General features: G+C 56.4%; 21 protein-coding genes. 8 read left to right on the top strand and 13 right to left on the bottom strand.

Annotated elements, in window-relative coordinates; genetic code table 11:
- Positions 1-233: 233 nt before the first annotated feature.
- Entirely contained in the window at positions 234-647 is a 414-nt protein-coding gene (locus tag CU041_RS14635) for a tellurite resistance TerB family protein (protein ID WP_082817709.1), read from the bottom strand.
- 364 nt (positions 648-1,011) lie between these two features.
- Here CU041_RS14635 and CU041_RS14630 point away from each other — a divergent pair, with 364 nt between their 5' ends.
- Positions 1,012-4,149, top strand: a complete 3,138-nt coding sequence (locus CU041_RS14630; RefSeq protein WP_231856672.1) for a sensor domain-containing protein — start codon at positions 1,012-1,014, stop codon at positions 4,147-4,149.
- A 152-nt stretch (positions 4,150-4,301) separates the two neighbouring features.
- On the opposite strand, the gene CU041_RS14625 is transcribed toward CU041_RS14630, so the two are convergent.
- Together CU041_RS14625 and CU041_RS14620 are read right to left on the bottom strand one after the other, a co-directional pair.
- The gene (locus CU041_RS14625; RefSeq protein WP_101247479.1) at positions 4,302-4,946 is read right to left on the bottom strand and encodes a Crp/Fnr family transcriptional regulator; all 645 of its coding nucleotides are present in this window, start codon (positions 4,944-4,946) and stop codon (positions 4,302-4,304) included.
- Positions 4,947-5,135: 189 nt separating this feature from the next.
- Positions 5,136-5,582, bottom strand: a complete 447-nt coding sequence (locus tag CU041_RS14620; protein ID WP_068517587.1) for a DUF2946 family protein — start codon at positions 5,580-5,582, stop codon at positions 5,136-5,138.
- A 388-nt stretch (positions 5,583-5,970) separates the two neighbouring features.
- Between CU041_RS14620 and CU041_RS14610 the strand changes: the two genes are divergently transcribed.
- Positions 5,971-6,540, top strand: a complete 570-nt coding sequence (locus CU041_RS14610; RefSeq protein WP_068517590.1) for an HdeD family acid-resistance protein — start codon at positions 5,971-5,973, stop codon at positions 6,538-6,540.
- Positions 6,541-6,652: 112 nt separating this feature from the next.
- Positions 6,653-8,575 (top strand): heavy metal translocating P-type ATPase, encoded by a 1,923-nt coding sequence (locus tag CU041_RS14605; protein ID WP_101247596.1) that lies wholly within the window; start codon positions 6,653-6,655, stop codon positions 8,573-8,575.
- A gap of 59 nt (positions 8,576-8,634) precedes the next feature.
- On the opposite strand, the gene CU041_RS14600 is transcribed toward CU041_RS14605, so the two are convergent.
- From CU041_RS14600 to CU041_RS14585, 4 genes are all read right to left on the bottom strand, one after another.
- Positions 8,635-10,017 (bottom strand): PepSY-associated TM helix domain-containing protein, encoded by a 1,383-nt coding sequence (locus CU041_RS14600; RefSeq protein ID WP_101247477.1) that lies wholly within the window; start codon positions 10,015-10,017, stop codon positions 8,635-8,637.
- Positions 10,018-10,144: 127 nt separating this feature from the next.
- Entirely contained in the window at positions 10,145-10,564 is a 420-nt protein-coding gene (locus CU041_RS14595; protein WP_101247476.1) for a DUF2946 family protein, read from the bottom strand.
- Positions 10,565-10,667: 103 nt separating this feature from the next.
- Positions 10,668-11,996 (bottom strand): glycosyltransferase, encoded by a 1,329-nt coding sequence (locus CU041_RS14590; protein ID WP_101247475.1) that lies wholly within the window; start codon positions 11,994-11,996, stop codon positions 10,668-10,670.
- A 100-nt stretch (positions 11,997-12,096) separates the two neighbouring features.
- Complete coding sequence (locus CU041_RS14585) at positions 12,097-14,877, bottom strand: ATP-dependent DNA helicase (protein WP_101247595.1); 2,781 nt, start codon at positions 14,875-14,877, stop codon at positions 12,097-12,099.
- 101 nt (positions 14,878-14,978) lie between these two features.
- Between CU041_RS14585 and CU041_RS14580 the strand changes: the two genes are divergently transcribed.
- Together CU041_RS14580 and CU041_RS14575 are read left to right on the top strand one after the other, a co-directional pair.
- Positions 14,979-15,833 carry an AraC family transcriptional regulator gene (locus CU041_RS14580; RefSeq protein WP_101247474.1) on the top strand — a complete coding sequence of 285 codons (855 nt, stop codon included), beginning with the start codon at positions 14,979-14,981 and terminating at the stop codon, positions 15,831-15,833.
- Positions 15,834-16,187: 354 nt separating this feature from the next.
- Positions 16,188-17,219, top strand: a complete 1,032-nt coding sequence (locus tag CU041_RS14575) for a substrate-binding domain-containing protein (protein WP_101247473.1) — start codon at positions 16,188-16,190, stop codon at positions 17,217-17,219.
- Positions 17,220-17,232: 13 nt separating this feature from the next.
- On the opposite strand, the gene CU041_RS14570 is transcribed toward CU041_RS14575, so the two are convergent.
- From CU041_RS14570 to CU041_RS14555, 4 genes are all read right to left on the bottom strand, one after another.
- Positions 17,233-17,829, bottom strand: coding sequence for a LysE family translocator (locus tag CU041_RS14570; protein WP_101247472.1), 597 nt, complete (start codon positions 17,827-17,829; stop codon positions 17,233-17,235).
- Between the two features lie 233 nt (positions 17,830-18,062).
- Positions 18,063-18,515: a YqaA family protein gene (locus tag CU041_RS14565; protein WP_101247471.1), complete on the bottom strand. Its 453-nt coding sequence runs from the start codon at positions 18,513-18,515 to the stop codon at positions 18,063-18,065.
- Between the two features lie 119 nt (positions 18,516-18,634).
- Positions 18,635-19,657 carry a 4-hydroxythreonine-4-phosphate dehydrogenase PdxA gene (gene pdxA / locus CU041_RS14560; protein WP_101247470.1) on the bottom strand — a complete coding sequence of 341 codons (1,023 nt, stop codon included), beginning with the start codon at positions 19,655-19,657 and terminating at the stop codon, positions 18,635-18,637.
- Between the two features lie 33 nt (positions 19,658-19,690).
- Positions 19,691-20,695 (bottom strand): 2-keto-3-deoxygluconate permease, encoded by a 1,005-nt coding sequence (locus CU041_RS14555; protein WP_068517605.1) that lies wholly within the window; start codon positions 20,693-20,695, stop codon positions 19,691-19,693.
- Positions 20,696-20,905: 210 nt separating this feature from the next.
- Here CU041_RS14555 and CU041_RS14550 point away from each other — a divergent pair, with 210 nt between their 5' ends.
- Positions 20,906-21,694 carry a DeoR/GlpR family DNA-binding transcription regulator gene (locus CU041_RS14550; RefSeq protein WP_068517607.1) on the top strand — a complete coding sequence of 263 codons (789 nt, stop codon included), beginning with the start codon at positions 20,906-20,908 and terminating at the stop codon, positions 21,692-21,694.
- Positions 21,687-22,724, top strand: a complete 1,038-nt coding sequence (locus CU041_RS14545; protein WP_101247469.1) for a four-carbon acid sugar kinase family protein — start codon at positions 21,687-21,689, stop codon at positions 22,722-22,724. The genes CU041_RS14550 and CU041_RS14545 overlap by 8 nt, the downstream gene beginning before the upstream one ends.
- Before the next feature lie 98 nt (positions 22,725-22,822).
- Here CU041_RS14545 and CU041_RS14540 read toward each other — a convergent pair whose 3' ends face one another.
- Entirely contained in the window at positions 22,823-23,248 is a 426-nt protein-coding gene (locus tag CU041_RS14540; RefSeq protein WP_068517610.1) for an organic hydroperoxide resistance protein, read from the bottom strand.
- A gap of 148 nt (positions 23,249-23,396) precedes the next feature.
- Entirely contained in the window at positions 23,397-24,440 is a 1,044-nt protein-coding gene (locus CU041_RS14535) for an alpha/beta hydrolase (RefSeq protein ID WP_101247468.1), read from the bottom strand.
- 418 nt (positions 24,441-24,858) lie between these two features.
- On the opposite strand from CU041_RS14535, the gene CU041_RS14530 reads away from it, so the two are divergent.
- A complete protein-coding gene (locus CU041_RS14530; protein WP_082817715.1) occupies positions 24,859-25,314 on the top strand; it encodes a MarR family winged helix-turn-helix transcriptional regulator in 456 nt (151 codons plus the stop codon).
- Positions 25,315-25,320: the final 6 nt, after the last annotated feature.

Below are 25,320 nucleotides of genomic sequence, written 5' to 3'. Positions count from 1 at the left end.
ATATCACATTGCGGCATGGATGAAAGCTGCGATTTCAAGGGGACCATGCCCGAAATGCGCTTGTTATGCCACAACTTCAATCAGACGGGGCCTCGTTCTTTCAGGTAATGCTGATTTATAATGTTGTGTTTTGTATTGTCCCGTGCGGGACGGTTACGGTCGGCAGAGCCGGACGATCCGGACCATACATTGAGCATAACAGTGAGCATACAGTCTGGTGTGCCGGGTCGGACTTAAAAATCGCCGGGGCGGACATAGCGGGCGGCCATGGCCCGTTCGATTGCCGCACCCACAAGCCGATCGATATCAAGCCGGTGACGCAGGAGTTCAAGGATACGCAATTCTTCCTGGCTGATTTCACCGTCAGATAAAACAATTTCGCAGGCAAAGACATAGGCGGTCTCGCGCAATTTGCGCGGCAGGGCGTCGCGAATCATCGTCAGGGCACGGTCCATCCCGTCTTCTTCGCCAAGCAGACTTGCGCAATCGCGGGCAACCGTGGTCACCCCGTCATTGTCAAACCCGGCAAAAATCGGAAGGTAACGCACCCGGCGTCCCATCGCAGAAAGTTCGGCATCGGTAATGTCGTTATCGGCGGCCGAAACCATAACCATTGTGTAGATCAAGGCGTCCTGATGCGAAATCACGTTGGTTACTCCTTTCCAATATGGGTGTCAGAAACGCGTCTCTGCGGACATTTGACGGGGATACCGCCAAACTGTGACAACCATTAGGCGTTCAAATGGTAAGCTGATAACAATTTACGGGCAACAGTTAAGCAATTAAATTTTTTGGATTTTAATGATTGCGTAGGAAAATCTGGCGCAATCTGTTTGCGCCGGTCACGCGGGGGTTAAAAATGCGTCGAATGACGCACGTGTCTCGGGCAAAATAAAAAAAACACGTCGGATCAAAATAATAGCGAAATAAAATGGCTGCCTGCTCTCTTTGGGGAAAAATTGCCTTTGCAGTGCATGGGGTAGCAGTTATGGTCTCGCAGCGATAACGAATATGACGATTAAAGCGGATATGGGAGACATCAAAGCAATCAATTCCGTCGACACATTGGCGGCATTGATCAGCCACCTGCGTATGCCGGCTGGATTGTTTGATCCTGTCCGCAAGCGACTTCTTGTCAATTCGTTATGGATTCCCTGGTTCGACAAGGCCCTGGAAGAGTCCGAATGGCACAAGATCGATGATCTTGGCTGCCTGGCGCAACTGTTGCCCGATCTGGCAGACGAAATCCTTGAAAAAGGCGGTTATCACAGCCGCACATCAGAGGTCAAAGGCACCGACAGGGTTCTGTTTGGCTGGAAATTGACCGTGGGCGGACAGGATTATATCCGTTTGCTGGTGATGGATGATGATGTGTCTTCGGGCATGGGCAGCCTGATATCGCCGCAACCGGTTTTGATTTTCGAACGTGGCGGTGCGTTGCGCTGTGCCAACAGTGCGGCCGAACAGGTTGCGCTTGAAATGGGGTTTGTCACCCCGTTTGCCTTGGCCCATCCCAGCGATCAGCGCGCCCTTGTCGATCATGACGGACCGCAATTTGATGCGGAAAATTCGCGCACGGTCCATTACGGACAGCGTTTCTTCCAATGGCAATGCATGCCGTTGTTCGGGGCCGATTTCGTGGTTCTGTTCGGACAGGAACGCACCCGCGAGGAAAGCTATCGCCGTGCACTCGAACATGCGGTTCACGGGATCATTGAACTGAGTGCCGATGGCACCATTACCAGTGTGAACGAAGAAACCGCGAGCCTGTTTAATTATGATTCCGTGCGCGAGGTCATGCAGGCCTATTTGCGCCGTCCGGAATCCTTCTATGCCCAGGACAGCGACCGCATCCAGTTGCGCCGTGATCTGGCGAACGGCATCGGTGTTCAGGCCCGCGATATTGAAATGCGCCGCTCGGACGGCAGTCAGATCTGGGTGCGCTTCAACGCAACCGAAATCCGCGGCGAGGGCGGCGGGCTTCTGGGATATAGCGTCACAATTACCGACATCACCAAAAGTCGGCAGGCGGAATATGATCTGCGTCGTCGTCAGGAACGCTATCGTGCGCTGGTTCAGACCGCGGGCAGCGTGATCCTGTTTTTGGATTCCGAAGGACGCATTCTTGAATATAACCGCGAATGTGAATGGACCTTTGGCTATTCCTGGATGGAGGCCGCCGGTCAGAACTTCTTTGATTTTCTGTTGATCGAAAGCGACCGTGCGCGGGTGCGCATGGCTGTGCGCCGCCTGTTATCGGGTGAAATCATCAAGGATGAAGTGTTTTCGTTCAAACGGCGCGACGGGGAAATCCGCCTGTTGCAGTGGAATGCGCGTGCGCATTTCGGCGAGGATGGTGATGTTGCCGGTGTGATCTGTATCGGGCAGGACGTGACCGAAAAGCTTGCGGTTGAACGCGCGTTGCGTCATGCCGAGGAAAAATTCCGCGGGATTTTCGAAAACTCTGCCGAAGGTCTTTATCAAAGCCGGCCACTTGGCCCGGTCCTGTCGGCCAACCCGGCCTTTGTGTCGATCCTGGGATATGAATCCGTTGATGAATTGATGGCCCAGGGTGAGGAACTTCAGCATCATTACCTTAATCCGGTCAGCCGGCTGCGCCTGACGGGGCGGTTGATGCGCGATGGCGCGATCCACGGTTTTGAAACCGAACTGCGCCGCACGGATGGCAAGATCATCTGGGTCGAGGAAAATGCCCGTCTGGTCCGCGATGAAAAGGGCCGGCCGAGCCTGATCGAAGGATCGATCACTGACATTACCGACCGCAAACGCAGCGAAGCCCGCATTCAGTTTTTGGCCCATCATGATGGGTTGACGGGGCTTCCCAACCGCACCCTGTTCCAGGAACGCCTTGCCGCGGCGGTCGAACGGTCCAAACGCGAACGGCGCAATTTTGTGCTGATGATGTTCGATCTTGATAACTTCAAGGATATCAACGACACGCTTGGTCATCCTATCGGCGACCTACTCTTACAGGGGGTGGGGGAGCGCATGCGCGTCTGTCTGCGCAACGAGGATGTGGTGGCCCGGCTTGGTGGTGACGAATTTGCGGTTCTTATCCATGAACCGGGTTCGGTCGAGGAAGTTACCTTTGTCGCCCAGCGTCTGATTGAACGGGTTTCCGAACGCTTCATGCTTGATGGCAACGAGGTGCAGGCATCGACATCGGTCGGGATTTGCATGTATCCGCAAGATGGTCGCGACGAAAAGGACCTTTTGCGCAATGCCGATCTGGCGCTTTATTGCTCCAAGGCCGAAGGCCGCAACCGGTATCATTTCTTTGAACCGAAATTGCAGGTCGAAGTCCAGGAACGCAAGGCGATGGAACGCGATCTGAGCCATGCGATCGAAAATGATGAACTTGAACTGTTCTATCAGCCGATCATTGATATGGGCGGGCATCGCATCATCGGGATGGAGGCACTTGTACGCTGGTTCAGCCCGTCGCGCGGGCCGGTCAGTCCGGTCGATTTCATTCCGGTGGCCGAACGCATGGGCATTATCGGCGATATCGGCAAATGGGTTTTGACCCGTGCATGTGAACAGACCCGCGCCTGGCGCGATGACGGATATGGCGACTTGACGATTTCGGTCAATCTGTCGCCGCTTGAACTGGCCCGTCATGAAGATCTGATCGAAAGTGTCGGCGAAGTTCTGTCGCGGTCGGGGCTTAATCCGCGCCAGCTGCAATTCGAAGTCACCGAAGGTGCGGTGATGGATAACCCGCGCGAAGCCGCCATTACCCTTGGCATTTTGCGTAATCAGGGCATCCGGATCGCGATTGATGATTTCGGTACCGGCTATTCGTCGCTGGCCTATCTGAAACGGTTCCCGGTCGACAAGATCAAGATCGACCGGTCCTTTATCATTGATATCGACAGCTCAGACGGCAATGCCGCGATTGTGCGTGCGGTGGTGTTCCTGGCGCGGTCATTTGGCATGGCGGTCAATGTCGAAGGCATCGAAACCGAAACCCAGCTTGAACATATTGCGTCCGAGGGTGTCGACGAAGTTCAGGGCTTCTATTTCAGCAAGCCGGTTTCGGCAACCGATATGGAAGCGTTGCTCAAGGCCAACAAAATCGCGCCGACCCACTTCCCGCTTAGCGGTCATGGCAATACCGCCCACTAGCCCGTTAGCCTGCCAAGCCAATAGTGCCGCGGGCCATTTCCCGAAAAACCATGAAAAAGGTGCATGACACAATGCCATGCACCTTTTGGTTTGACCGGATCGGCCTGAATCGCCCGGATCGGCATTTTAGGCCAGTGTTTCCGGCAGGCGGTTCAGGCCGCAGACTGTTGCGGGGCTTCGCCCGCCCCCTTGCAGAGTTTGTCACGATTGATCTGCATGACGGTCGGCAAGGCCGGGCTTTTGGAAATGGCCCCTTCACGTTTGAGATTGGCGATCATGCGACTGGCCGTTTCGGTCGTGGTCGCAATGATATTGCCAAGCTTTTCGCGGTTGGGCAGGGCAACCTGATCCTTGTGCGACGCCCAAAGCAGGAACCGGCAGATGCGCCGCATCGCCGATCCGGTGCCGAAGCTTATTTTAAGCTGCTGGGCGTCCATGACTTCGGTCGCAAGCAGTGACATGACCGCGGCCTGTATATGCCGATCCTTTTGCTGGGCGGCTTGCACCCGCTGGATCGGCAGGCGTTTGATGATCGATGGCGCAATGGTTTCGATCACCAGTGACGGATCACTGACTGCCAGCATTTCAAGCCCGATAAAGTCACCTGGGCGATAAACCCGGCAGACCTGTCTTTCGCCGTCTTCTGTATATTTGCACCGAAGTGCAAGGCCGCTTGCCAGAAGATAGATATAGGTCTGATCTTCGGCATGGTGGCCGATGCTGGCATCTGCGGGCAGATTAAGAGCTGCCGGTTCCGCCAGTTTTTCAAGCAGTTCAAAGGCGTCTTGTTTGTTCATGGGTTGTCCCCCATTGGCAAAATCAGGATACGCGGCAAGTGCGGGGTCGCGTATCGACACCAGTCTTTTGACCCGGCATGGCATCCGGGATGGCCCGATTGGATGGGCAAGGACAACTGTTTCAGGCACGGATTCCGGGCGTCTGGATACATCAGTGGCGCAAAACCGCCCAACGCAGCCGAAACAAAATCAGATCAAAGCGGGCGGGGCGCGCGGTGATGCCGCAATCGGGCAGAAATCATGCAGGCGGGCCGTAATATGAAGGGCCGTAACCTGATTTGACAGCCGGATGCGGTGAACTTGCGGAAGTTCCGGTTCGACGGGCATGCCCACGGCATGATTGCCAAGGCCGCAACTGGCGCACTGAAAGCCTTCATAAGCGTCCGAGCTGTGCGGCGATGTGCCGCCATCCTTGGCGATCTCGGCGGGAACCGAAATGGTTTTGATGCCGTTTGCCGTACAGATGATCAACGGCACATAGGTCACATCGGAAGTTTCAATGCCGCTTGGAACCGATGCAAGGGCGACAGGCGCATGCATGAACCCGAACATCAGGGCATTCACCAGCAACAGCCACCCGACAAAGAGTGACAGTGTGCGTCGAACGACCGGTATGGTGTTTCGGGTGGTTCTCACGGCTTTCTATCCAGATTGGAAAGATACGGATTTTCAATAGACCTTTGAAACCGGCCTGTCAAAGCCTGCATTTGTGAACCAGTTATCACTATTTCTTTATAATACTTCCAGAAAGGCCCGCAATGGCAGGCCACCCGTAGCCTGTGCATCCGCATGACCATCAGACGGCGCAAAACGGGGGTGAAATTTTTTCGCCAAAGGCCGGGTTTCAAGACCTTGCCGGGGCGGTTTCAGGGCCGGTTTTTCACCCCGGTTTTGGTTGGGAACACCGCCAATCACAGCTTCCCAACATATTGCAATTCATAAACTTTTGTATTCAGTCGGAACAAAATGAACTATTTTGAGTTGAAGCTGTTGATACAAACCGCAGTCAGGCAGGAGCAAGCCAATGACCCAGATCGTAAATGACGGCACCCCGGAAATGCGCGGACTTCTTGACAAGGGCCGCAAGCGGCTTCGCAATATTGGCGTGGTCATGCTGGTGCTGGGGATCCTTGCGGTGGCGTTTCCGTTTGCGACCACGATTGCGTTCAAGACGATCATTGGCTGGCTGTTTATCATCGGCGCACTTGGCCACTTTTACGGGGCCTGGAATGCAGATACCCCGACGCGCCGCGGTGTTGATATCATTCAGGGGCTTGTATTTGGCGTGATCGGTGTGTGGCTGGCGTTCCTGCCGCTTGGCGGGATTGTGACGCTTACCGTGTTGCTGGCGATCGGCTTTATCCTGCATGGCTTGTTCGAGCTTGTCATGGGGATGTGGCTGCAACAGTTTCCCGGCTGGAAATGGATGCTGTTTTCAGGCGCGATCGCCATTCTTGCCGGTATCCTGATCTTTGCCGAATTGCCAAGTTCGGCCACCTGGGCGATCGGATTGCTTTTGGGCATCAATCTGTTGTCTTCGGGCTTCAGCTATTTGATGGTGTCGATGGCAATGGGCAAGGTCGCGCGCGTCTGACCGGGATTTGATCGGTCTTTGATCCGTCTCTGACCGCCTTTTTGCTGTTTCCTGAACGCTGGCGTTATCATTCATTTTACGCCATGATAATGTAATGATGTTCGGAGGCGGCATGACGGATCACGCGATTGACAGGGTTCTTGTGCGGATTGATGACGCCCTGTCTGCGCCCGCGCTGAACCGGGCCATTCTGGCGGTGACGCTGATTGCCATGGCGGGGCATTTTGTCCTGATGTGGGGCGCACCCGAGCAGATCGGGGCATATCGAACGGCCGACATTCCACTTTTTATCCTGTTTGTATTGGGCGGCTTGCCGATCCTTGGGCAGCTTGCCATCAAGTTGCTCAGACGGGAAATGGGGGCGGATTTTCTGGCCGCGATTTCCTTTGTCACGGGCATTGTGCTGGATGAATATCTGGCGGCCAGTCTGATCATTCTGATGCTGACCGGCGGGCAGGTTCTTGAAAGCTTTGCCATGCGCAAGGCATCCTCGGCCCTGAATGCGCTGGCACGTCGCATGCCCAGTGTCGCACATCGCAAGAATGCCGATGGCGATATTGCCGACATTGCCCTTGATGATATCGCAATCAATGACCTGATTGCGGTCTTTCCCCATGAAACCGCCCCGGTCGATGGCACGGTTGTCGACGGGCATGGCACGATGGATGAAAGCTATCTGACGGGGGAACCCTATGTCGTGTCAAAGGCACCGGGAACGGCAGTCCTTTCAGGTGCGATCAATGGCGAGGCGGTCCTGATCATCCGGGCGGAAAAACGCGCACGTGATTCCCGTTATGCCCAGATCATGAATGTCATGGCCGAGGCCGAACAAAAACGCCCGCATATCCGCCGCCTTGGCGATCAGATCGGGGCGTGGTTTGCCCCGGCGGCTTTGTTGTTTGCCATTATTGTCGGGTATTTGAGCGGGGATTCATCGCGGTTTCTGGCGGTCCTCGTGGTGGCGACACCCTGTCCGCTTCTGATTGCCATTCCGATCACGGTGATGAGTGCGATTTCGATTGCAGCACGGCGGGGCATTGTCATTCGCGACCCGACCGTGCTGGAACGATTGCCGACCTGTCAGACCGCGATTTTTGACAAGACTGGCACCCTGACCTATGGCCGACCCGAACTGGTCGATGTTTTGGCGGGGCCGGATTTTGATGCCGATCTGGTGTTGCGTTTGACGGCCGGGCTTGAACGTTATTCCAAGCATCCGCTGGCATCGGCGGTTCTCAAAGAAGCCCGGCTTCGCAATTTGCCGCTTGATGAAGTCTCCCACGCATCCGAAAAACCCGGACAGGGTCTAAGCGGGCAGGTCGACGGCCATGATGTGGTGGTGACCCATCGCAACAAGCTGGTGAAATCCGATCCGAAAATCGCGGCCCTTCTGCCGGAAACGGCGGCGGGGCTGGAATGCGTGGTGCTGATTGACGGGCAATATGGCGCGACTTTCCGTTTCCGCGATACCCCTCGGGCCGAGGGCGAAAATTTCGTCGGGCACCTGGGCGCGATCCATCATTTCAAAAAAGTCATGCTGCTGTCGGGCGATCGCGAAAGCGAGGTCAGCTATCTTTCCGACCTTCTTGGCATCCGCGACAGCCTTGCCTCGCAAAGTCCGGAACAGAAAGTCGCCATCGTCCGGGCCGAGGCTGCCAAGGCTCCGACCCTATTCATGGGCGATGGCATCAATGACGCCCCGGCATTGGCGGTCGCCACGGTCGGCATTGCCTTTGGCAAGGAAAGTGCGGTGACCGCCGATGCGGCCGGGGCGGTCATCCCCGAAGCATCACTTGTGACCGTCGACGAGCTTCTTCACATCAGCATGGCAATGCGCCGCATCCTTTTGCAAAGCGTGATTGGCGGTATGGTTTTATCCATCCTTGCCATGGGCTTTGCCGCCGCAGGCCACATCACCCCGGTCGCCGGTGCGCTGTTGCAGGAAGGCATTGACGTGATCGCGATCCTTAATGCGCTAAGGCTGGCGATCCGGCACGATATTGATGCGGATATTGTCGAGGAAACCAGGTTTTGATGATGTCGATGCGCAGCCCGAGTGTGACCCGGGCTGCACCATTATTTCCGAATTTCCGATCAGGCCCGAGCAGCACGCATTTTGCGTTGCGGACGGACAACGAACAGGTAATCAAGCAGCCAGATCACAATCATTGATGCGCCGACCATCGGATAGATGATCCCGCCAATGGCAAGGATCGCGGTCACGACCGTGAGGTTGCGGGTATCACGCGGCATCGGCGGGACGCCAAGGGCACCAACGGGGCGGCGTTTCCACCACATTACGCCCGCAGATACAGACATGAAAATGATCAGGGCACAGATCACCAGCAACAGGATCTGGTTGGCGATACCAAATTCCTGTCCCAGATGGACATTGATGCCAAATTCCATGATTTTTCCAAACGGCCCATAATCGTCATATCCCATGTCGATCAGTGGCCGCCCGGAATATTGATCAAGGTGAATGACCCGTTGCAGGGACAGATCATCAGGATAGATCGAAGCGGAATAAACGCCGGTTTCCCCGCGCGGGAGCGAGATGGCATAGCCCGGTGTCAGGCCCATTTCGTTAAAAATCGACATCGCACGATCAATGCCAATCGGGCCCGGATTTGCGGTTTGTCCAATCCCGCCATCAACCGATTGCGGCAGCGGGATGTTTTCATTGGTCCAGCTGGTTTCGCCAAAGGCCTCGATCATGGGGATGGTCGAAAGCGGCACGTCAACCCGCACCCCGGATGGGTAGCCATTGGGCGTGCCATTGGCAAATTCGTTGGCATATTTGCCCCAGAATACCGACCAGAACATGCCGGTTGCGGCCATGAAGATGATGAAAATGCCGATGAAAATGCCGGTCACCGCATGGGCATCACGCCACCAGCGCCGACGTTTGGGCGTGTCGCGCAGTGTGACAACACCGCCTTTCTGATCACCACGCGGCCACCACAAATAGGTGCCGGTCAGCACAAGCAGGATGGCCCAGCCCGATGCAATTTCAATCACATAGTTCGGGATGGTGCCGAATTCGGCCAGACTGTGGATACGTCGAACCACCCACATCAATGTGGTGCGATCCGGCATATGGCCAAGCACATCCCCGCGATAGGGATCAATATAGACCGCCTGACGTCCGCCAGCATCGGCGGCAATGACGATCTCGGTGCTGCGCGTCGGATCGGCGGGCGGAAGAACCTTAACCGGGGTGCCCGGAACGGGAAGAAGGGCCGCGTCGATCTGTGAACTGATTGGAAGGACGGCATTGCCGGATGCCTCAACAAATTTAAGATCGGCGTGATACCAGTCGTCAATTTCATCGCGATAAATATAGGCCGCGCCGGTGACCGCCATCAGGATCATGAAGGGCAGGATCAAAAGACCGGCATAGAAATGCCAGCGCCAGACAGCGCGATAGAGGCTTGTATTCCCCTGATTTTCAGGGGATCGGGAATTGTTGGTCATGTTTCTTGTCCAGATGCGTGCATTCCCGGTCGAAACTTTGTCGACCCGGCAAAGGCACTTGAATTTCAGGAAAAGCAGACCGGAAAACGCCAGGACCGATGGATCTGGTCCGATCGGGTGCGTTTTCTCAGACGTGCTTGGTCACAGGACAGGAAACAGCAGGCGGGGCACGCGGTGACGGGGCAATGGCGCAAAAGCCATGCATTGTCGCGGTGATATGAAGGGCGGTAACGGCGTTGCTAAGCTCGATCACGGCAAGCTTGGGTAATTCCGGTGCGACGGGCATGCCAAAGGCATAATTGCCCAAACCACACAGCGCGCATTCATAACCATCTGGCGTATCGGCATTTTGGGCCGGTTCATCTGGCAGGCCGTCGGCACGGACCAGAATGGTTTTGAAGGTGGAGCCGGTACAGATCACAATCGGAATGCGGACCACGCCATCCATCATGGATGCCAGCGACGCCCCGTTGGCCTTGGCCATCGGAATATGCATGAAGCCGAACATGATGGTATTGGCCAGGAACAGGACGCTGACCAGCGCCAAAAGGCACTGTCTGCAGATCAGGCTGATATGCCAGCAGCGTCGCACGTATCGCGTTCCATCACGGTTTGACCATGATGCTGTTTATGGGGTTTGGGCGCTGCTGTCAAAGGCTTGCAGTCCGGGTGTGGTCGGTTTCTTCGACCGCACGGGTGATTTCGGCAATTGCTGTGTTGATCCCGTCTTGGGCAGCAATCCTGCCCGCGAGATGTTGGGCATTGGTGCGATAGGACGGCGTTTGAAGAACGGTCTTGATCCGATCTGCCAGAATTGCGGCATCGAGTTTTGCCGGCTTTATCGGCTTTGGTGCAACGCCCAGCGTCCAAAGGCGTTTGGCCCAGAATGGTTGATCGCCAAAAAACGGAATGATGATTGACGGGCGTCCGGCGCGAAGGGCCGCCGCACAGGTGCCAGCGCCGCCGTGATGAAGAACGATTTTGACCTTGGGAAACAGCCAGTCGTGGGGGACCTCGCGCACCGCAAGGATATTGGATGGCCAGTCAATGTTATCCATGCCACCCCAGCCGGTTGCGACAATGGCTGCCAGATCGGATTTGCCGGTTTGTGCAACGGCATTTGAAATCATCTGTGCCATTGCGGTCGGATCATTGCCATGCATCGATCCAAACCCGATATAAATCAGGTTCTTGTGGCGTTCGACAAAGTCTTGCAACGCGCGATCGGGAATGCCGGTTTGCGGATCTGTATCGAGAAACCAGTACCCCGTGACACTGGCATGTTCCGGCCAGTCGGACGGGCGCGGGATCACGGCGTTGCCAAAGGCATGAGTGATCCGGAGGCCACCGGACTGGCATGATTTCACGATGTCCAAAGACCTGCCATCAATGCCGTTCTTGCGTCGGGCCGCCCAGCGACAAAATTGCCGACGCAATGTTGCGTTCAACAACCTGTAAACAAGCTTGCCGGTCAGACGGTTATAGCATCGTGCGAACCGGTTTCGCAGACCAGTATCGGGGACGCCCATATGGGGATAATCGCCGGTCGGGATAAAGCACGGGATCAGTTGCGCCATGACCACCGGAATGCCGAAATGATTGGCAATCGGAAATGCGCCAAAGGTCTTGGGATGAAACACAATGACGTCGGGTTTGTTCTGATCAATTGCGCGGAAAATATCATCGATCAGCCCGTCCTGAAGTCCGCGCGCCTTTCTGCCAATCGCAAACAGAGAAATCAGTTTTTGCAACCATGATGCTTTGGGATCGGACGCCCGGCCAAAGTGCGGATCATCCATAAGCGCGATCAGCGCATCGCCAAGGGCCGCGAATTCAAGATCGTGACCCGTAACAAAACCGGCAAAGCGTTCAGGGGCGGCAAGTGTGACCCGATGCCCGTTTTCGATGAGACCACGGCCAAGGGCGACAAAGGGCTGCACATCACCGCGTGTCCCATAGGTCATCAGCATGACATGCATGATCTATCCTTTTTGCCGTTCGCAAAAGCGGTTCACGGATCAGAAGCCTGACAGACTTTAATGCGCAATTCCGGCAGTGAAAAGGCGGTCGGACGGATGATCAGTTTTCGCTGTTCTGCACATTGCCAAGGAAAAGACGGGTCTGTTCAATCGCCTCGCGCAGGCCAACACGCTGGACTTCGACATCTTCGGGGAAGGCGCCCAGAAGCCGTGATGGCATGCGGTTATCAAGAAGGACAAACACACCGCGATCTTCGGCACGGCGGACAAGGCGGCCAAAGGCCTGCTTCATGCGCAGGCGTGTAAGCATGTCGTCATAGCGTGCGCCGTGGAAGGCCGATTTGCGCGCACGATGCAGGATATCGGGGCGCGGCCATGGCACGCGGTCAAACACGATCAGACGGAGGCTGTCGCCCGGAACATCGACCCCGTCACGCACCGCATCGGTCCCCAGCAGGCAGGCATCGCGTTCAACCCTGAAAATATCAATCAGGGTCGAAACATCCATGCCGTCAATATGCTGGGCCAGCAATTGCAGGCCGGCATCATCCATCGGCCCGGTCAACCGTTCGTAAATCGCGCGCAAGCGTGAAATCGCGGTAAACAGGCCAAGTGCGCCACCGCCGGAGGCCAGAAACAGTTCGCGATAGGCCGCGGCAATATGGTCCGGGTTATCGCGGCCCAGATCATTGACGATGAAAACGCGGGTCTGTTCGCGGTAATTATAGGGGCTTTTCATCGCCGCCCGGATGGCCGGAAGCGGCATGTGCGATGCCCCGGTGCGGTCTTCAGCCACGGCCCAGTCAAAATCTTCGTCCCCGGTGCCATCGCGAAGGGTGGCCGATGTCACCACCATGCCATGCGCGGTGGGGGCCAGTGCCGATGTCAGCGGCAATGTCGGGTCAAGATAATGACGATGCATGCCGACATCAAAATCCCGGCCAAACTGGCGTTCAATCGCAAACCAGTCGACAAAGGTTGGCGGCGTTTCTTCGACCAGGGATGCCAGCATTTCACGCCATGCCGCGACCTGCATGATTGCACGGCGTTCAAGGGATCGGATCGCGGCATCAAGGCGCTGGCGTTCGGCACTGTCAAGTTCGTCGGCCTTTTCATCAAGCATATGGGCGATGATCTTGATCAGCGATCTGGCCGGCTTTTCCATGGCTTCAAGCGCACGGTCAAGGTCGGCCGCACTGGCCAGGACTTCGTTCAAGGCCGGTTTGCAATCGGTTTCAATCGAATAGCCACGATCCCCATCGGCGGACCGTGCCATCACCTGTGCACGCACATGGGCCAGAAATACTTCTGCCGGGCCTTTGGCATGTTGCGATCCGTCGTGAATACGGCCAAGCCATCCCTGTTCGGGAAGGCATTGGGCCGCAACGATGACCGCATTGACCGCATCGCGCAATTCATCGCGATCATGGATCAGGGTTTCAAGCCGCTGCTTAAGACCACGCGCGCGCGATGATCCCTTTTGCTCGGCCCCCAGCAGCCAGCGGCGCAATTCCTGTCCTTCCTGCCCGGTCAGGTGGGATGAAAATGCCTTATCCGCTGCATCAAACAGATGATGGCCTTCGTCAAAGACGTATCGCGTCGGCATGGAGCTGTCATCAAGCCCGCCAAGGGCCGCCTGCACCATGACGAGGGCATGGTTGGCGACCACGATTTCAGCGGAACGGGCGCGACGCACGGTCTTTTCGATAAAGCATTTCGAATAATGCGGGCAGGCGGCATAGATGCATTCGCCGCGCTGATCGGCCAGTGCCCCGGTAAAGCGATTGCCCAGAAGTTCGGTCAGCCAGGCCGGAAAATCCCCGCCGACCATATCGCCATCGCGCGTGGTCGATGCCCATCTGGCAATCAGGCCAAGCGGGGTGGCCTGATGGGGTTGCTGGGCCAGCGGCCTTTGGGCTTCTTCGAAGTTCAAAAGACAGAAATAGTTTTCCCGACCTTTACGCACCACGGCCTTAAGGCGCTTGTCATTGGGGTCGTCATAGAGGCGATCAAGTTCCTGATCGATCTGACGTTGTAGGTTACGGGTATAGGTCGAAATCCATACCGCCCCGTCATTTTTCTGAGCCCAAAGCGATGCCGGTGCGACATAGCCAAGCGTCTTGCCGGTGCCTGTTCCGGCCTCGGCCAGAACGATATTGGGGGCACCATCATGCAGGCGCGGGCCAAAGGCCGAACAGACAGACGATGCATAATCGGCCTGTTGCGGGCGTTCTTCGGCTCCTTCGCCCAGAAGTTCTTTCAGGCGCTTGCGGGCATCCTTGGGATCAACCGGATAATTGGCGGGCGGTGGCGGCGGGGCATGTTCGGCCCATTCGCCGAGCTTTTTCCAGACCTTAAGCCCTTCATACACCGCATAGCGATGCGGGCCATCCCCATCCGCGCCAAGGGCGGCCAGAACCGAAACACCCCACGGCCAATGACCACGCGCCATCGGCCACGCGATGGATAGGGCCGGGCCGCGCTTGTTACGATGAAGGGTGGCAAGTTCCTGCAAAAGGCGTTTCATGGCTTCTGCAAGGGCCTCGGCCTGACCGATCAGGTCATCGGCCGGTTTTTGCCCGGTGGCAAGCGCAATGCCGCGCGGGGTCGGTACGCAAAACTGTGCCGGACGCACAAAGGCAAACAGTTCAAGCAAATCATGCGCTGCAAACGGATCAATTTTCAAACGCCGCGCACAGGCCGGGGTATGGACCAGAATGGGCCGCGTTGCGCGTGCCCGCTTGGCCGCCGCCCCGTGCGGCAGTTCCTCGATCTCGCCATCGGGTGACAGAAACACAGCATGGCGCAATCCAACGACCATGACAGGTGCATTGGGCGGCATGAAACGCGGCTGGGCTTCTTCGGAACGATCATCGAACATTTGGGGCACTATAAGGGCGCACGTGCAGTGGCGCTACCGGGGAAATTGACCTATCTTGGAATTTATCGAGCTTGACTGTAATCGCAAGAAGATCACACCGCATGAGTGCCCCCAACACCCGCAATCAGCATTTCTGGCGCGACCCGGCTTTGCCGTTTGTCGAATTGCGGCGAGTGGCGGACGGGCATGCGGTTTGTTACGAGCGCCACAGCCACGATACCTTTTCGATCGGCACGGTGAAGGACGGTTACAGCACCTATTGGAACCGTGGCAAAACCCATGAAACGCAAGAAGGATCGGTGGTGATCCTTAATCCCGAGGATGTTCATGGCTGCAACCCGGTCAAGGGGGCGGACTGGTGCTATGACATGCTGTTTGTTGATCCGGACTGGCTTTTGGATTTGCAGATCGAAAACGATGCCGATGCGGCCGGCAAGTTTGCGATGTTTTCCGATACGCTAAGCCATGATCCCCATCTTTATGGCGGGTTGCTTGATCTGGCCGATACGCTGGTCAATGCGGATATTGATATTCTTGGCAAGGAAACGGCACTGGTGTCGTTCTTTGGCGATCTGCATGTGCGGCTGAACCGGCGCGGGGTGCTGGACGGATCGGGCAGGACGGGTGGGTCGGTGCATGACCGCAAAATGATCCGGGTCGGCGATTATATCCAGACCCATTATGCCGAAACAATCAGTCTGGATGATCTTGCCGATCTGGCGGGCTATTCGCGGTCCTATCTGGTGCGGGCTTTCAAAAAGACCTTTGGCATGACGCCCTATGCCTATCTGATCAATTGCCGGGTGCAGCGCGCCCGTCATGCACTCAGGCGCGGGGAAAAGATCGTTGATGTCGCGCTTGAAACCGGCTTTGCCGATCAGGCGCATTTTCAACGCATGTTCAAACGCCTGATGGCAACCACACCACGCCAATATGCGCGCGTGCAGGCCGCCTGATTTTCGTGATCTTCGTCCTCCATGGCCCGTTGATCCGGCACCCGGTCAAGCCCGGTGCGCGTTTGTGTGTTCGTGTGTAATCCGATGTGGCCCGGCGATCCGGGATGAGGCCGGTTTGGCGAGGTGGTGTCTGGGTGCCTGTCTGATGCCGGTCGTGGGGCGGCGCGGATGCGGTCAGGGTCGGGTTCAGCGTTTGGTTGGTTTTGATTTAAATCTACTTGATCTTAATCAACCAAAACGTGTTTCATTTTAGTTATTCTATTTTAAAGAAGGGGCGAACAGATAAATCGGGTGCGGCTTTTGGTATGGATCGGGGTGCCAAAACCAGCCGCGCCGAAAAGGAGACCGTTTGGAATGATTTCCTGTGTCAGGGCCGGTTTTGGTCTTCAGTCCTTATTGCTGGTGGTTGCAACAATCAGCATTTTTGCTGGCCCGTCGCGGCATGCCATGGCCGAGCGGGTGTTTGCCCTGATCACCAAGAATGTCGGTGATCCCAATTTCATCGAGGCCTGGCGCGGATGCAATGATGCTGCGCGCATCAAGGGGGATCGGTGTGTGCATCTGGGCGGCGACAATCTGGGATATTTCAGGGCCCAGAACCGCGCGATCGAAGATGCGGTTGGCGAAGGTTATAGCGGGGTTGCCATTTCGGTCACCAAATCGGAATTCATTGCTGAAAACGGGCTGCCCAAGCTGATTGAAACCGGTGTGCCGGTCATTACGTTTGATTCCGATCTGATTGCGCCGTTTCACCATCTCAGACAGGCTTTTATCGGTGTGGAAAACCATCTGATCGGGCGGATGCTTGCCCGTGAATTGCAAAACCGCCTGCCATTTGGCGGGAATGTCTGTTTGATGAGTGCCGGGCCTTATGACCCCAATCTGAATGAACGGATCAACGGGTTTCGAAGCGAAATCAGAAAGACGTCCGATCTGGGCAGTCAGCCGCCGTTAAATGGCAGTGGCGGCTGGTTCGAAAGTCCGCGCTGTCCGTGGTTCAACAAGGACAATCTTGATCTGGCAATGACGCAGTTCCGCCAAAGCATGCTGGATGACAGGCTTGATGCCTTTATCACGGTCGGATCATGGCCGTTGCATGATCCGCAGCGATATGTGCAGACCTTTCGCAATTTACCGGCAGACGCACGCCAGAACCGGCCGTTGATCCTGATTGGCGGGACAGGCGCGCCAACACCCGAACATGTGTCGATCCTGCGCGATAAAATGGTCGACGGGCTGGTGGCGATTGATTTCTATAACCTTGGCAATGTTGTCTATCACTATCTGGTGTCGCTAACCCAGGACAAGGTGCTGGGCGATCTGCCGATTGTTCAGCCGCACTTTATCGGGGAGGATGCCTACAGCAACAAGGACGACACCCAGTAATCGCACGGTCGGCTTATAGTGTCAGATAGATCGCACTTGCCGCCAGCAGGGCCGCCATGATGCGGTTAAAGATGCGGATGCGGGCAGGATCCCCCAAAAAGCGTGACAAAAACGCCCCGGCATAGGCCCAGCAGGCAACAGAAGCAAAACAGATCACGAAATAGATCGCGGTAAATTCCCAGATCAGGGTCGGCGCACCGGACGCGGCATAGGCGCCCATCCCGGCGATTGATGCCAGCCAAGCCTTGGGATTAAGCCATTGCATCACGGCACCGGTCATGACCGACGGGCCCGTGCCGGCATCGGATTTTCCCAACTCGCCATTTGATGAAAACAGCTTCCAGGCCATGAATAGCAAGAAGGCAACACCGGCCCACTGAATGATCGTGGTCAGCTGCGGAAAGGTTTCAAGCAACTGATGCAGGCCAAGCCCGATCAAAAGCAGCAAAAGGCAAAAGCCCGCCGTCGCCCCGAAGACAAGACGAAGCGAAGGGCGAAACCCGTACTGGACGCCGGAACTCAGCACCAGAATATTGACCGGGCCCGGCGTGATCGAGGCGGCGAGCGCGAAACTTGCCATGGAAAGATAAAGGCTGAGGGTGGCGGTCATCGGATGTTTCCTGCTGGCTGGTGTCCGCTTTGTGGGGCCGGAGCGGTTAAATTGTTGGAGGCAGGATGAGACCGTTTTGCCGTGATTTATTGAACGATATTGTCCTGTCGGGAATTTTGCCCCGGCGGATGCAGTGCCCAAGCGGATTGCCCGTGCCGACTGCCCAAGCAGATTGCTCAAACCGGTGGCCCAAGCCGATGGTTTGTATCAGTGCAGGGTGTGCCGTGATGGCATTATGACAGCATCGATGCCAGTGCCGATGCCCCGCCGGCAATCATGGCATAGCGCGCGGCCTTGCCAATGGTGACCAGGATCAGAAACGGGACGAAACGGACCCGCATCACCCCGGCAAACAGGGTCAGCGGATCGCCAATGATCGGAAGCCACGCCAGAAGCAGCGACCAAAGCCCGTATTTCGAAAACCATCGTGCCGCACGATCAAGTGCCGCGCCCGATACCGGGAACCAGCGACGATCGCGAAACCGGTCGATAGAAAGGCCAAGCGCCCAGTTGATGATCGATCCGATGACATTGCCCGCAGTCGCAATCATGACAAGCAGCCAGACCGCGTGATCCCCCTTGGCGACAAGGGCGCCCAGTGCCGCCTCGGACGTGCCGGGCAGGATGGTGGCCGAGGTCAGGGCAGAAAAGAATAACCCGGCAAAAAGGGCGATATCGGTTGTCATCGCACCGGATTAGCCTGCTTTTGCGGCGCGGTCCAGCATCGAAGACATAAAAAAAGCCCGGCTCATTGACGCCGGGCTTTGGTCGGTCCACCCCCAGAAGCGATAATCTGAAAAACAGATTATGCCGCAGGACCGATAGCGCGATCATTTGGTGCCAGCTGAACCCCATAACGGATGGCCGCGATCAGGCTTTCGTAACGGGCAATGCCCTTGCCGGCGATGTCGAATGCGGTGCCGTGATCGACCGACGTGCGGATAATTCCGCCCTTAAGACCGACGGTGATATTCACACCTTCGTCAATCGACTGCACCTTGACCGGGCCGTGACCCTGATCGTGATAGCAGGCCACCACGACGTCAAAATCACCGCGTGTCGCACGGTAAAACAGGGTATCGGCCGGAAGCGGGCCCTGAACATCAATGCCTTCCTTTTGGGCGCGTTCGATGCCGGGGATGAGTTTTTCCTCTTCCTCGCCCTCGCCAAACAGGCCGTTTTCACCGGCATGCGGGTTGATGCCGCAAACGGCAATGCGCGGTGATGTCTGACCGGCCTTGGACAGGGTGTCATGGGCCAGCCGGATCACCTGATAGGTCCGTTCCGGGTTGATGCGGCGGATGGCTTCGATCAGACCAACATGGGTGGTCAGATGAATGACCTTCATCTTTGGGGTCGCCAGCATCATCGAATAGCTTTCGGTCCCGGTCAGTTCCGCCAGGATTTCGGTATGGCCGGGGAAGATATGGCCACCGGCATGCAGGGCTTCCTTGTTGAGCGGAGCGGTGACAATTGCTGCCACGCGCTCTGCCTTGGCCATATCGATGGCGGCACTCAGATATTCAAAGGCGGCATGACCGGCCTTGGCATTGACTTCGCCAAACGGAAGATCGGCAAGATCAAAGCCCGGATCGGCACAAAGAACGGTGCCCATTTCCGGTTCTTGCGGAACCGGATCGGTTGGCAGGAACGTCTTGATGTCGAATTTTGCACCGACGATATCGCGGGCGACGGCCAGTTTGCCTGCATCGCCAATAACGATCGGGCGGGCCATTTCGTAAGTTTGCGGATCGGCAACGGTGCGTGCAACGATTTCCGGACCTACGCCGCAAACATCGCCCATGGTGATTGCTACGATCGGTTTCATGTTTTTACCTTCTTTTATCTGCGTGCCGGGTGATCAGGCGGTGGTTTCGCCCGACCCGGTTGTGGTTTCTGCCTGCTGGTCGGTCATCCCGGTCAAGTCGGTGCGGCGAACAAGGAACGAGATATAGATCGGCAGCAAAATGGCCGTTGTCACGGTCGATGCCGCGACCTGAACGGTTGCAAGATCGGCCAGCTGGCCAAACAGCGGGTTGGCCGCCGCAATCGCCATCGGGGTGGCAACAGCGTTACCGGCGGTCGATCCTTCGGATGCGCCGACAATCGGGTTCCATTTCATGACACGGAACACGATATAGCCCGCAGTACCGGTAACAAAGACCGTCAGGATACCGATCAGAATGCCGGCAAGGCCGCCTTCGATGATGGCCTGGAAATTGATGCCCATGCCAAGCGCAAAGGCAAAGAACGGGATCAGCATGTCGCTGCCCTTGGCAAGGAATGCGCGCAGTTCATGATCAAGGTTGCCAAGCACCATGCCAACAACAATCGGCAGCAGCACGGCAACAAACGAAATGATCGAGAAGAAGCCTTCGACAAAGCCCATCGCACCAAAGACCGTCAGCGCGATCATGGTCAGGAAAGGACCGTCATTCAGGGCAAGGATTGAATAGGCAGCCTTGTCATCGGCGCGTCCGTACTGACCGACAATCGCGACATAAAGTCCGCCGTTCGAGTTGGTCATTGCCGCGATGATGGCAATCGGCACCATGCCAAAGAACAGACCGCCACTATCGGCCATGGCATAGGCCAGAAGACCGACCGCAGCACCGGCAATCCATTTGACAACCAGAAGGGTCGCGCCCTTGGCCGCCGCCGTTCCGACATTTGACAGGGTGATCTGTGCACCGGCACAGAGCAGGAAAAGTGCGATCAGTGCGCCAGCACTATTGACGAACAGGGCTTCGGTGAAATTGCCGATGCGCAGCAAGTCCGGCGCAAAGGTATTGATGGTCGCGCCAAGCAAAAGCGGGACAATCATCATGCCGCCAGGAATGCGTTCGAGTGTGTGTTTGATTTTCATGGGTTCCTCCCGAAGGACCGCTGTGGGGAAATTAATTTCCCGATTGATTTTGATTGATCGTGGGAGAAATTGACACTAAATGGAATTTATTGGAAGAAAATATTCATAAAAATATCCAAAATTTGTATCCGTTGGGTGATTTTGGAAGATATTGGCTCGTCTTGGCGTGCGGAGATGTGCTAACACAAAGAAAAAACCAAGGAGGCGTTCATGTTGCCAGCCAAGCGACGTGCCAGAATTATCGAATTCCTGCGCCGGGAGGAAATGGCGTCACTCAAGGAGCTGGCCGAACGGCTGGACATGTCGGTGTCCACGATCCGGCGCGATGTGGAATATCTGTGTTCCACCGGGCATCTGACACGCACCCATGGTGGGGCGATGATGAATGTCAGCGACCGCAAGGGATTCGAACCCGAAGCCGCGATTTCGTCCGAACTGGAAAGGGATGCCAAGAACCGCATCGGCCAACGCGCGGCTGCACTTATTCAGCCCGGTCAGACCGTTTTGGTAGATAGTGGAACAACCACCCTTGCCGCGGCACATGCCATGGTCGAACGCGATGTGCCTTTCACCGCCTTTACGAACGATCTTTCGATTGCGTCGGTTTTTTCCCAAAGCAACACGATCAATACCTTTGTCGCGGGTGGAAATGTGCGCCCCGGGTCATCGACATTGCTGGGGGCGTCGGCTGTGCGCATGATCGAACAGCTTCGCGCCGATGTCGCGATCATCGGGGCCCACGCGGTTTCAAACGATGGTCTTTCCGACAGTTCAATCGAGCTGTGCGAAGTCAAACGCGCAATCATTTCGGCGGCGGAATTCGTGGTTCTGCTGGTCGACAGCAGCAAATTTTTCAGCCGCAGCTTCAGTCTGTTTGGCGGTCTTGAGGAAATCGGACTGATCATTACCGATGACCGGATCAGCCCGGACATGCTCAAAGAACTGAAACAAAGAAACATACCGGTCGAAACGGTATCGCAAGAGGTGCCCAATGAGTGACGTGCGTATTCTGGCCGATGATTTGACCGGTGCACTTGATGCCGCTGCCCCGTTTGCGTCGCCTGATGCGCCGGTGCGCCTGATTTTGTCGGATGGCGGAATGCTTGGCGCCAAGGTGACGATCAGCAGCGAAAGCCGCGATCTGCCCGAAGATCAAAGCCGGGCAGCGGTCGGGCGAGCCTTTCAGTTGCTTGGCGATGGCGGGGATAATGTGAACCGCACGGCTCAGGATCGGGCCTTGTGGTTTAAAAAGGTCGACAGTGTCCTGCGCGGCAATTCGATCCTGGAAACCATCGAGATGATGCGATGCGGGGCGTTTTCGACCTGTATCTTTGCGCCGGCCTTTCCCGAAATGGGACGCCGGACACGCGATGGCATGCATGAAGTACGGTCCGGCAATGACTGGGAACCGGCATCGGTCCATGATTTGCGCCAGGCGTTTGCCGATTTTGGTGTCGAAGCACAGATATTTTCACCCGAGAACCCGGTCAAAGGCGTTGTGATCGGCAATGCGGTGACGCAATCAGATCTTGATGTGCTGGTGGCGCGCTGTCGCGATGTGCCCGACATCCTGTGGGCGGGAAGTCGCGGACTTGCACAGGCACTGACCCCGGAATTCACAAGCCGCCCGCAACCGCGGTTATCCGTCATTGTGGCCGGTACGGCCCATCCGGTGACCCGAAAGCAGATTGCAAATGCCGTGCGTCACGGTCTTGGATCCGTCGCGAACGGGCCGGTCCTGCTTGATCCGGTGCCGACGGCAAAAAACGCCGAGGAAACAGTCGCCGCACTGATGGAAGAAGTCCCGAAACTTTCGGTGCATCCGGGAACCGGGCTTATGGTGATTGGCGGGGATACATTGTCGGCCATTCTTGCGGCCAGCGGCGCACAATCGATGGAATGTTTTGGCGAAGTCGGACCGGGATTGCCGGTGTCGCGCATTCTGGGCGGGCAGTTTGACGGTGTCGATATCGTGACGAAATCCGGTGGATTTGGCGACGAAGCATTGATCGAACGCATGATCGCCTGAACACGTCATAAAAAAGGCCCGGTGCGGGGGACACCGGGCCTTGCAACGCCGATCAGCTTTCGGGGGGGAGTGCCGATCAGCAGGGGGGGGCCTTGTGATCAGGCAATGACCGATTTGACATCGACATTGCCGCGCGTTGCATTCGAATACGGGCAGATCTTGTGGGCTTCTTCGACCAGTTTTTCGGCCTCGGCCTTATCAAGGCCCGGAAGCGAGACGGTCAGGGTCACGGCAAGGCCAAAGCCGCCGGCCGAACGCGGGCCGATCCCGACATCGGCGGTTACCGAAACATCGGCCGGGATTTTCGGGCCGCCCTGGGAAGATACGAATTTCATCGCACCGATGAAGCAGGCGGAATAGCCCATGGCAAACAGCTGTTCGGGGTTGTTGCCGTCGCCACCCGCACCGCCAAGTTCCTTGGGCGTGGTCAGCTTGACATCAAGCGAGCCATCAGCCGTTTTGGCGCGACCATCGCGGCCACCGGTTGCAGAAGCTTGTGCGGTGTATTTGACATCTACAGACATGGTTTTCATCCTTTGTTTGAACCGTATTTCAGTTCTGGTTGACGACCCGGCTGTCCATCGCATCTTCTTGCATATGTCGCCGGGGGTGGGCAGGCGCAACCGCGCCTACCCGAAAGAGAGTGTGAAGGTTTCGTGTCAGACCGGGTGATCAGTTGCCATGAAGGGCCGTGTGCAGGTACTGGGCTGCCTGGGCAATCGCGCCTTTGGCGGCCGGGGTATCGGCAAGGGCATTAAGCATGACAAAATCATGGATCGTTCCGTTATATCGGGTGACCGTGACATCGACGCCAGCCTGGGACAGTTTGCGGGCATAGGCTTCGCCTTCGTCACGCAGCACGTCATTTTCAGCGGTAATCACAAGAGCAGGTGCCTGTCCGGAAAGCTGTTCGGCGCTGGCATGGATCGGGGTTATTTTCGGGTCCTTACGATCAACGCCTTCGGGCAGGTACTGGTTCCAGAACCATTCCATTGCCGGTTTGGTCAACCATGGGCCATTGGCAAAGGCACGATAGGAGCCATTGTCAAAATCGGCATCAGTCACCGGATAGAACAGGACCTGGGCTGTGATCGCCGGGCCTTTGCGTTCCTGGGCCAGAAGCGAGACCACCGCGGTCATGTTGCCCCCGACACTGTCACCGGCAATCGCAAGACGGGTTGGATCGATGTTAAGCTGTTCACCATGTTCGGCGACATATTTGGTCACGGCGTAATCCTGTTCGATGGCGATCGGATAACGCTGTTCGGGTGAACGTTCGTAATCGACAAAGACAAGGGCGGCATTAGCGCGCACGGCCAGTTCACGAACCAGGCGGTCATGGGTGCCGGTATCGCCCATCACCCAGCCAGCGCCGTGGAAATAGACAATCGCAGGCAGGCGATCCTGATTTCCGGCCGGGCGGATGATGCGGACTTTAGTCTGGCCGGTCGGACCGACGCCAAAGACGGTATCGGTAATATCGACTGCCGGTTTGGCAATTTTGCCGGACTGGGCACCGGACAGGACATTGCGGGCCTCGGTCGGGGTCAGGGTATAGATCGCCGGGCCGCCCGATGCTTCCAGGGCATTGATGAAGTTCCGGGTGGTCGGTTCAAGAACCGGTTCAGCAAAAGCAGCAGAAGAGGCAATCTCGGTCGAAAAGGCCAGTGCGGCAGATACTGCGGCGGTGGCAATTTTTGATTTCAATGGGCTCATGAGTCTGTTCCTTTGATCGGCCCGGTAGCGGGCGCTGTGTGTCTGTGTGGAATTATGTATCGCACACAATTTAATCGTACACGATATAAAAAACGAAATAGCAGACATGCAAATGAATCGCTTGTAATTAAATCGTGCGCGATATAAATTGTTGGGCTTTGTGTTTCACGCCGATCCGGATTGCGCCGAAAGTTTCGTGAAGCAAACGGCAGAAAGCTTAAGAAAAAAGCAGAAAAACCCGCAGGAAACCGGCAGGAAAGCCGAAAGTGATCCTGCTACGTCGCCCAAAGGTCGGGCCGCGGGTTTGACCATAACCGCCGCCCGATATATGTCAGGGCACCATATATACAGATGTCAGGATACCGTGTGGTGATCTGACAAAGACGCGATGCCCGACAGTTTCAGACAGGATGAACCGATGAAAGACACGTCAAAGGAAGACTTTTTGCAGCTTGAAAAGTTTCTGTGCTTTTCGGTTTATTCGGCAAGCCATGCCTTTAACCGGATCTATAAGCCGCTGCTTGACCAGATTGGCCTGACCTATCCGCAATATCTGGTGATGGTCAGCCTGTGGCAGGAAGACGACCAGTCGGTTCGCAGCATCGGCGAAAAGATGTATCTGGAATCCAGCACCCTGACACCGTTGCTTAAACGGCTCGAAGCCAATGGTCTGGTCATGCGCAACCGTGATCCAAATGATGAACGGTCTGTGCGCATCCGCCTGACAGAACAAGGCAAGGCATTGCGCGAAAAGGCCGAAGAAATTCCGACCTGCATTCTTGAGGCCACCGGCCTTGATATTGAAACTGCCAAGCGCCTTAATCGCGATTTGCGGGCATTGCGCGATCAGATCGAAAAACCGCGCCGCGCCTGATCATCT

It is taken from the genome of Thalassospira povalilytica, assembly GCF_002844235.1.
Taxonomy (GTDB): domain Bacteria; phylum Pseudomonadota; class Alphaproteobacteria; order Rhodospirillales; family Thalassospiraceae; genus Thalassospira; species Thalassospira povalilytica.
This window is presented reverse-complemented; position numbering and strand designations above follow the sequence as displayed.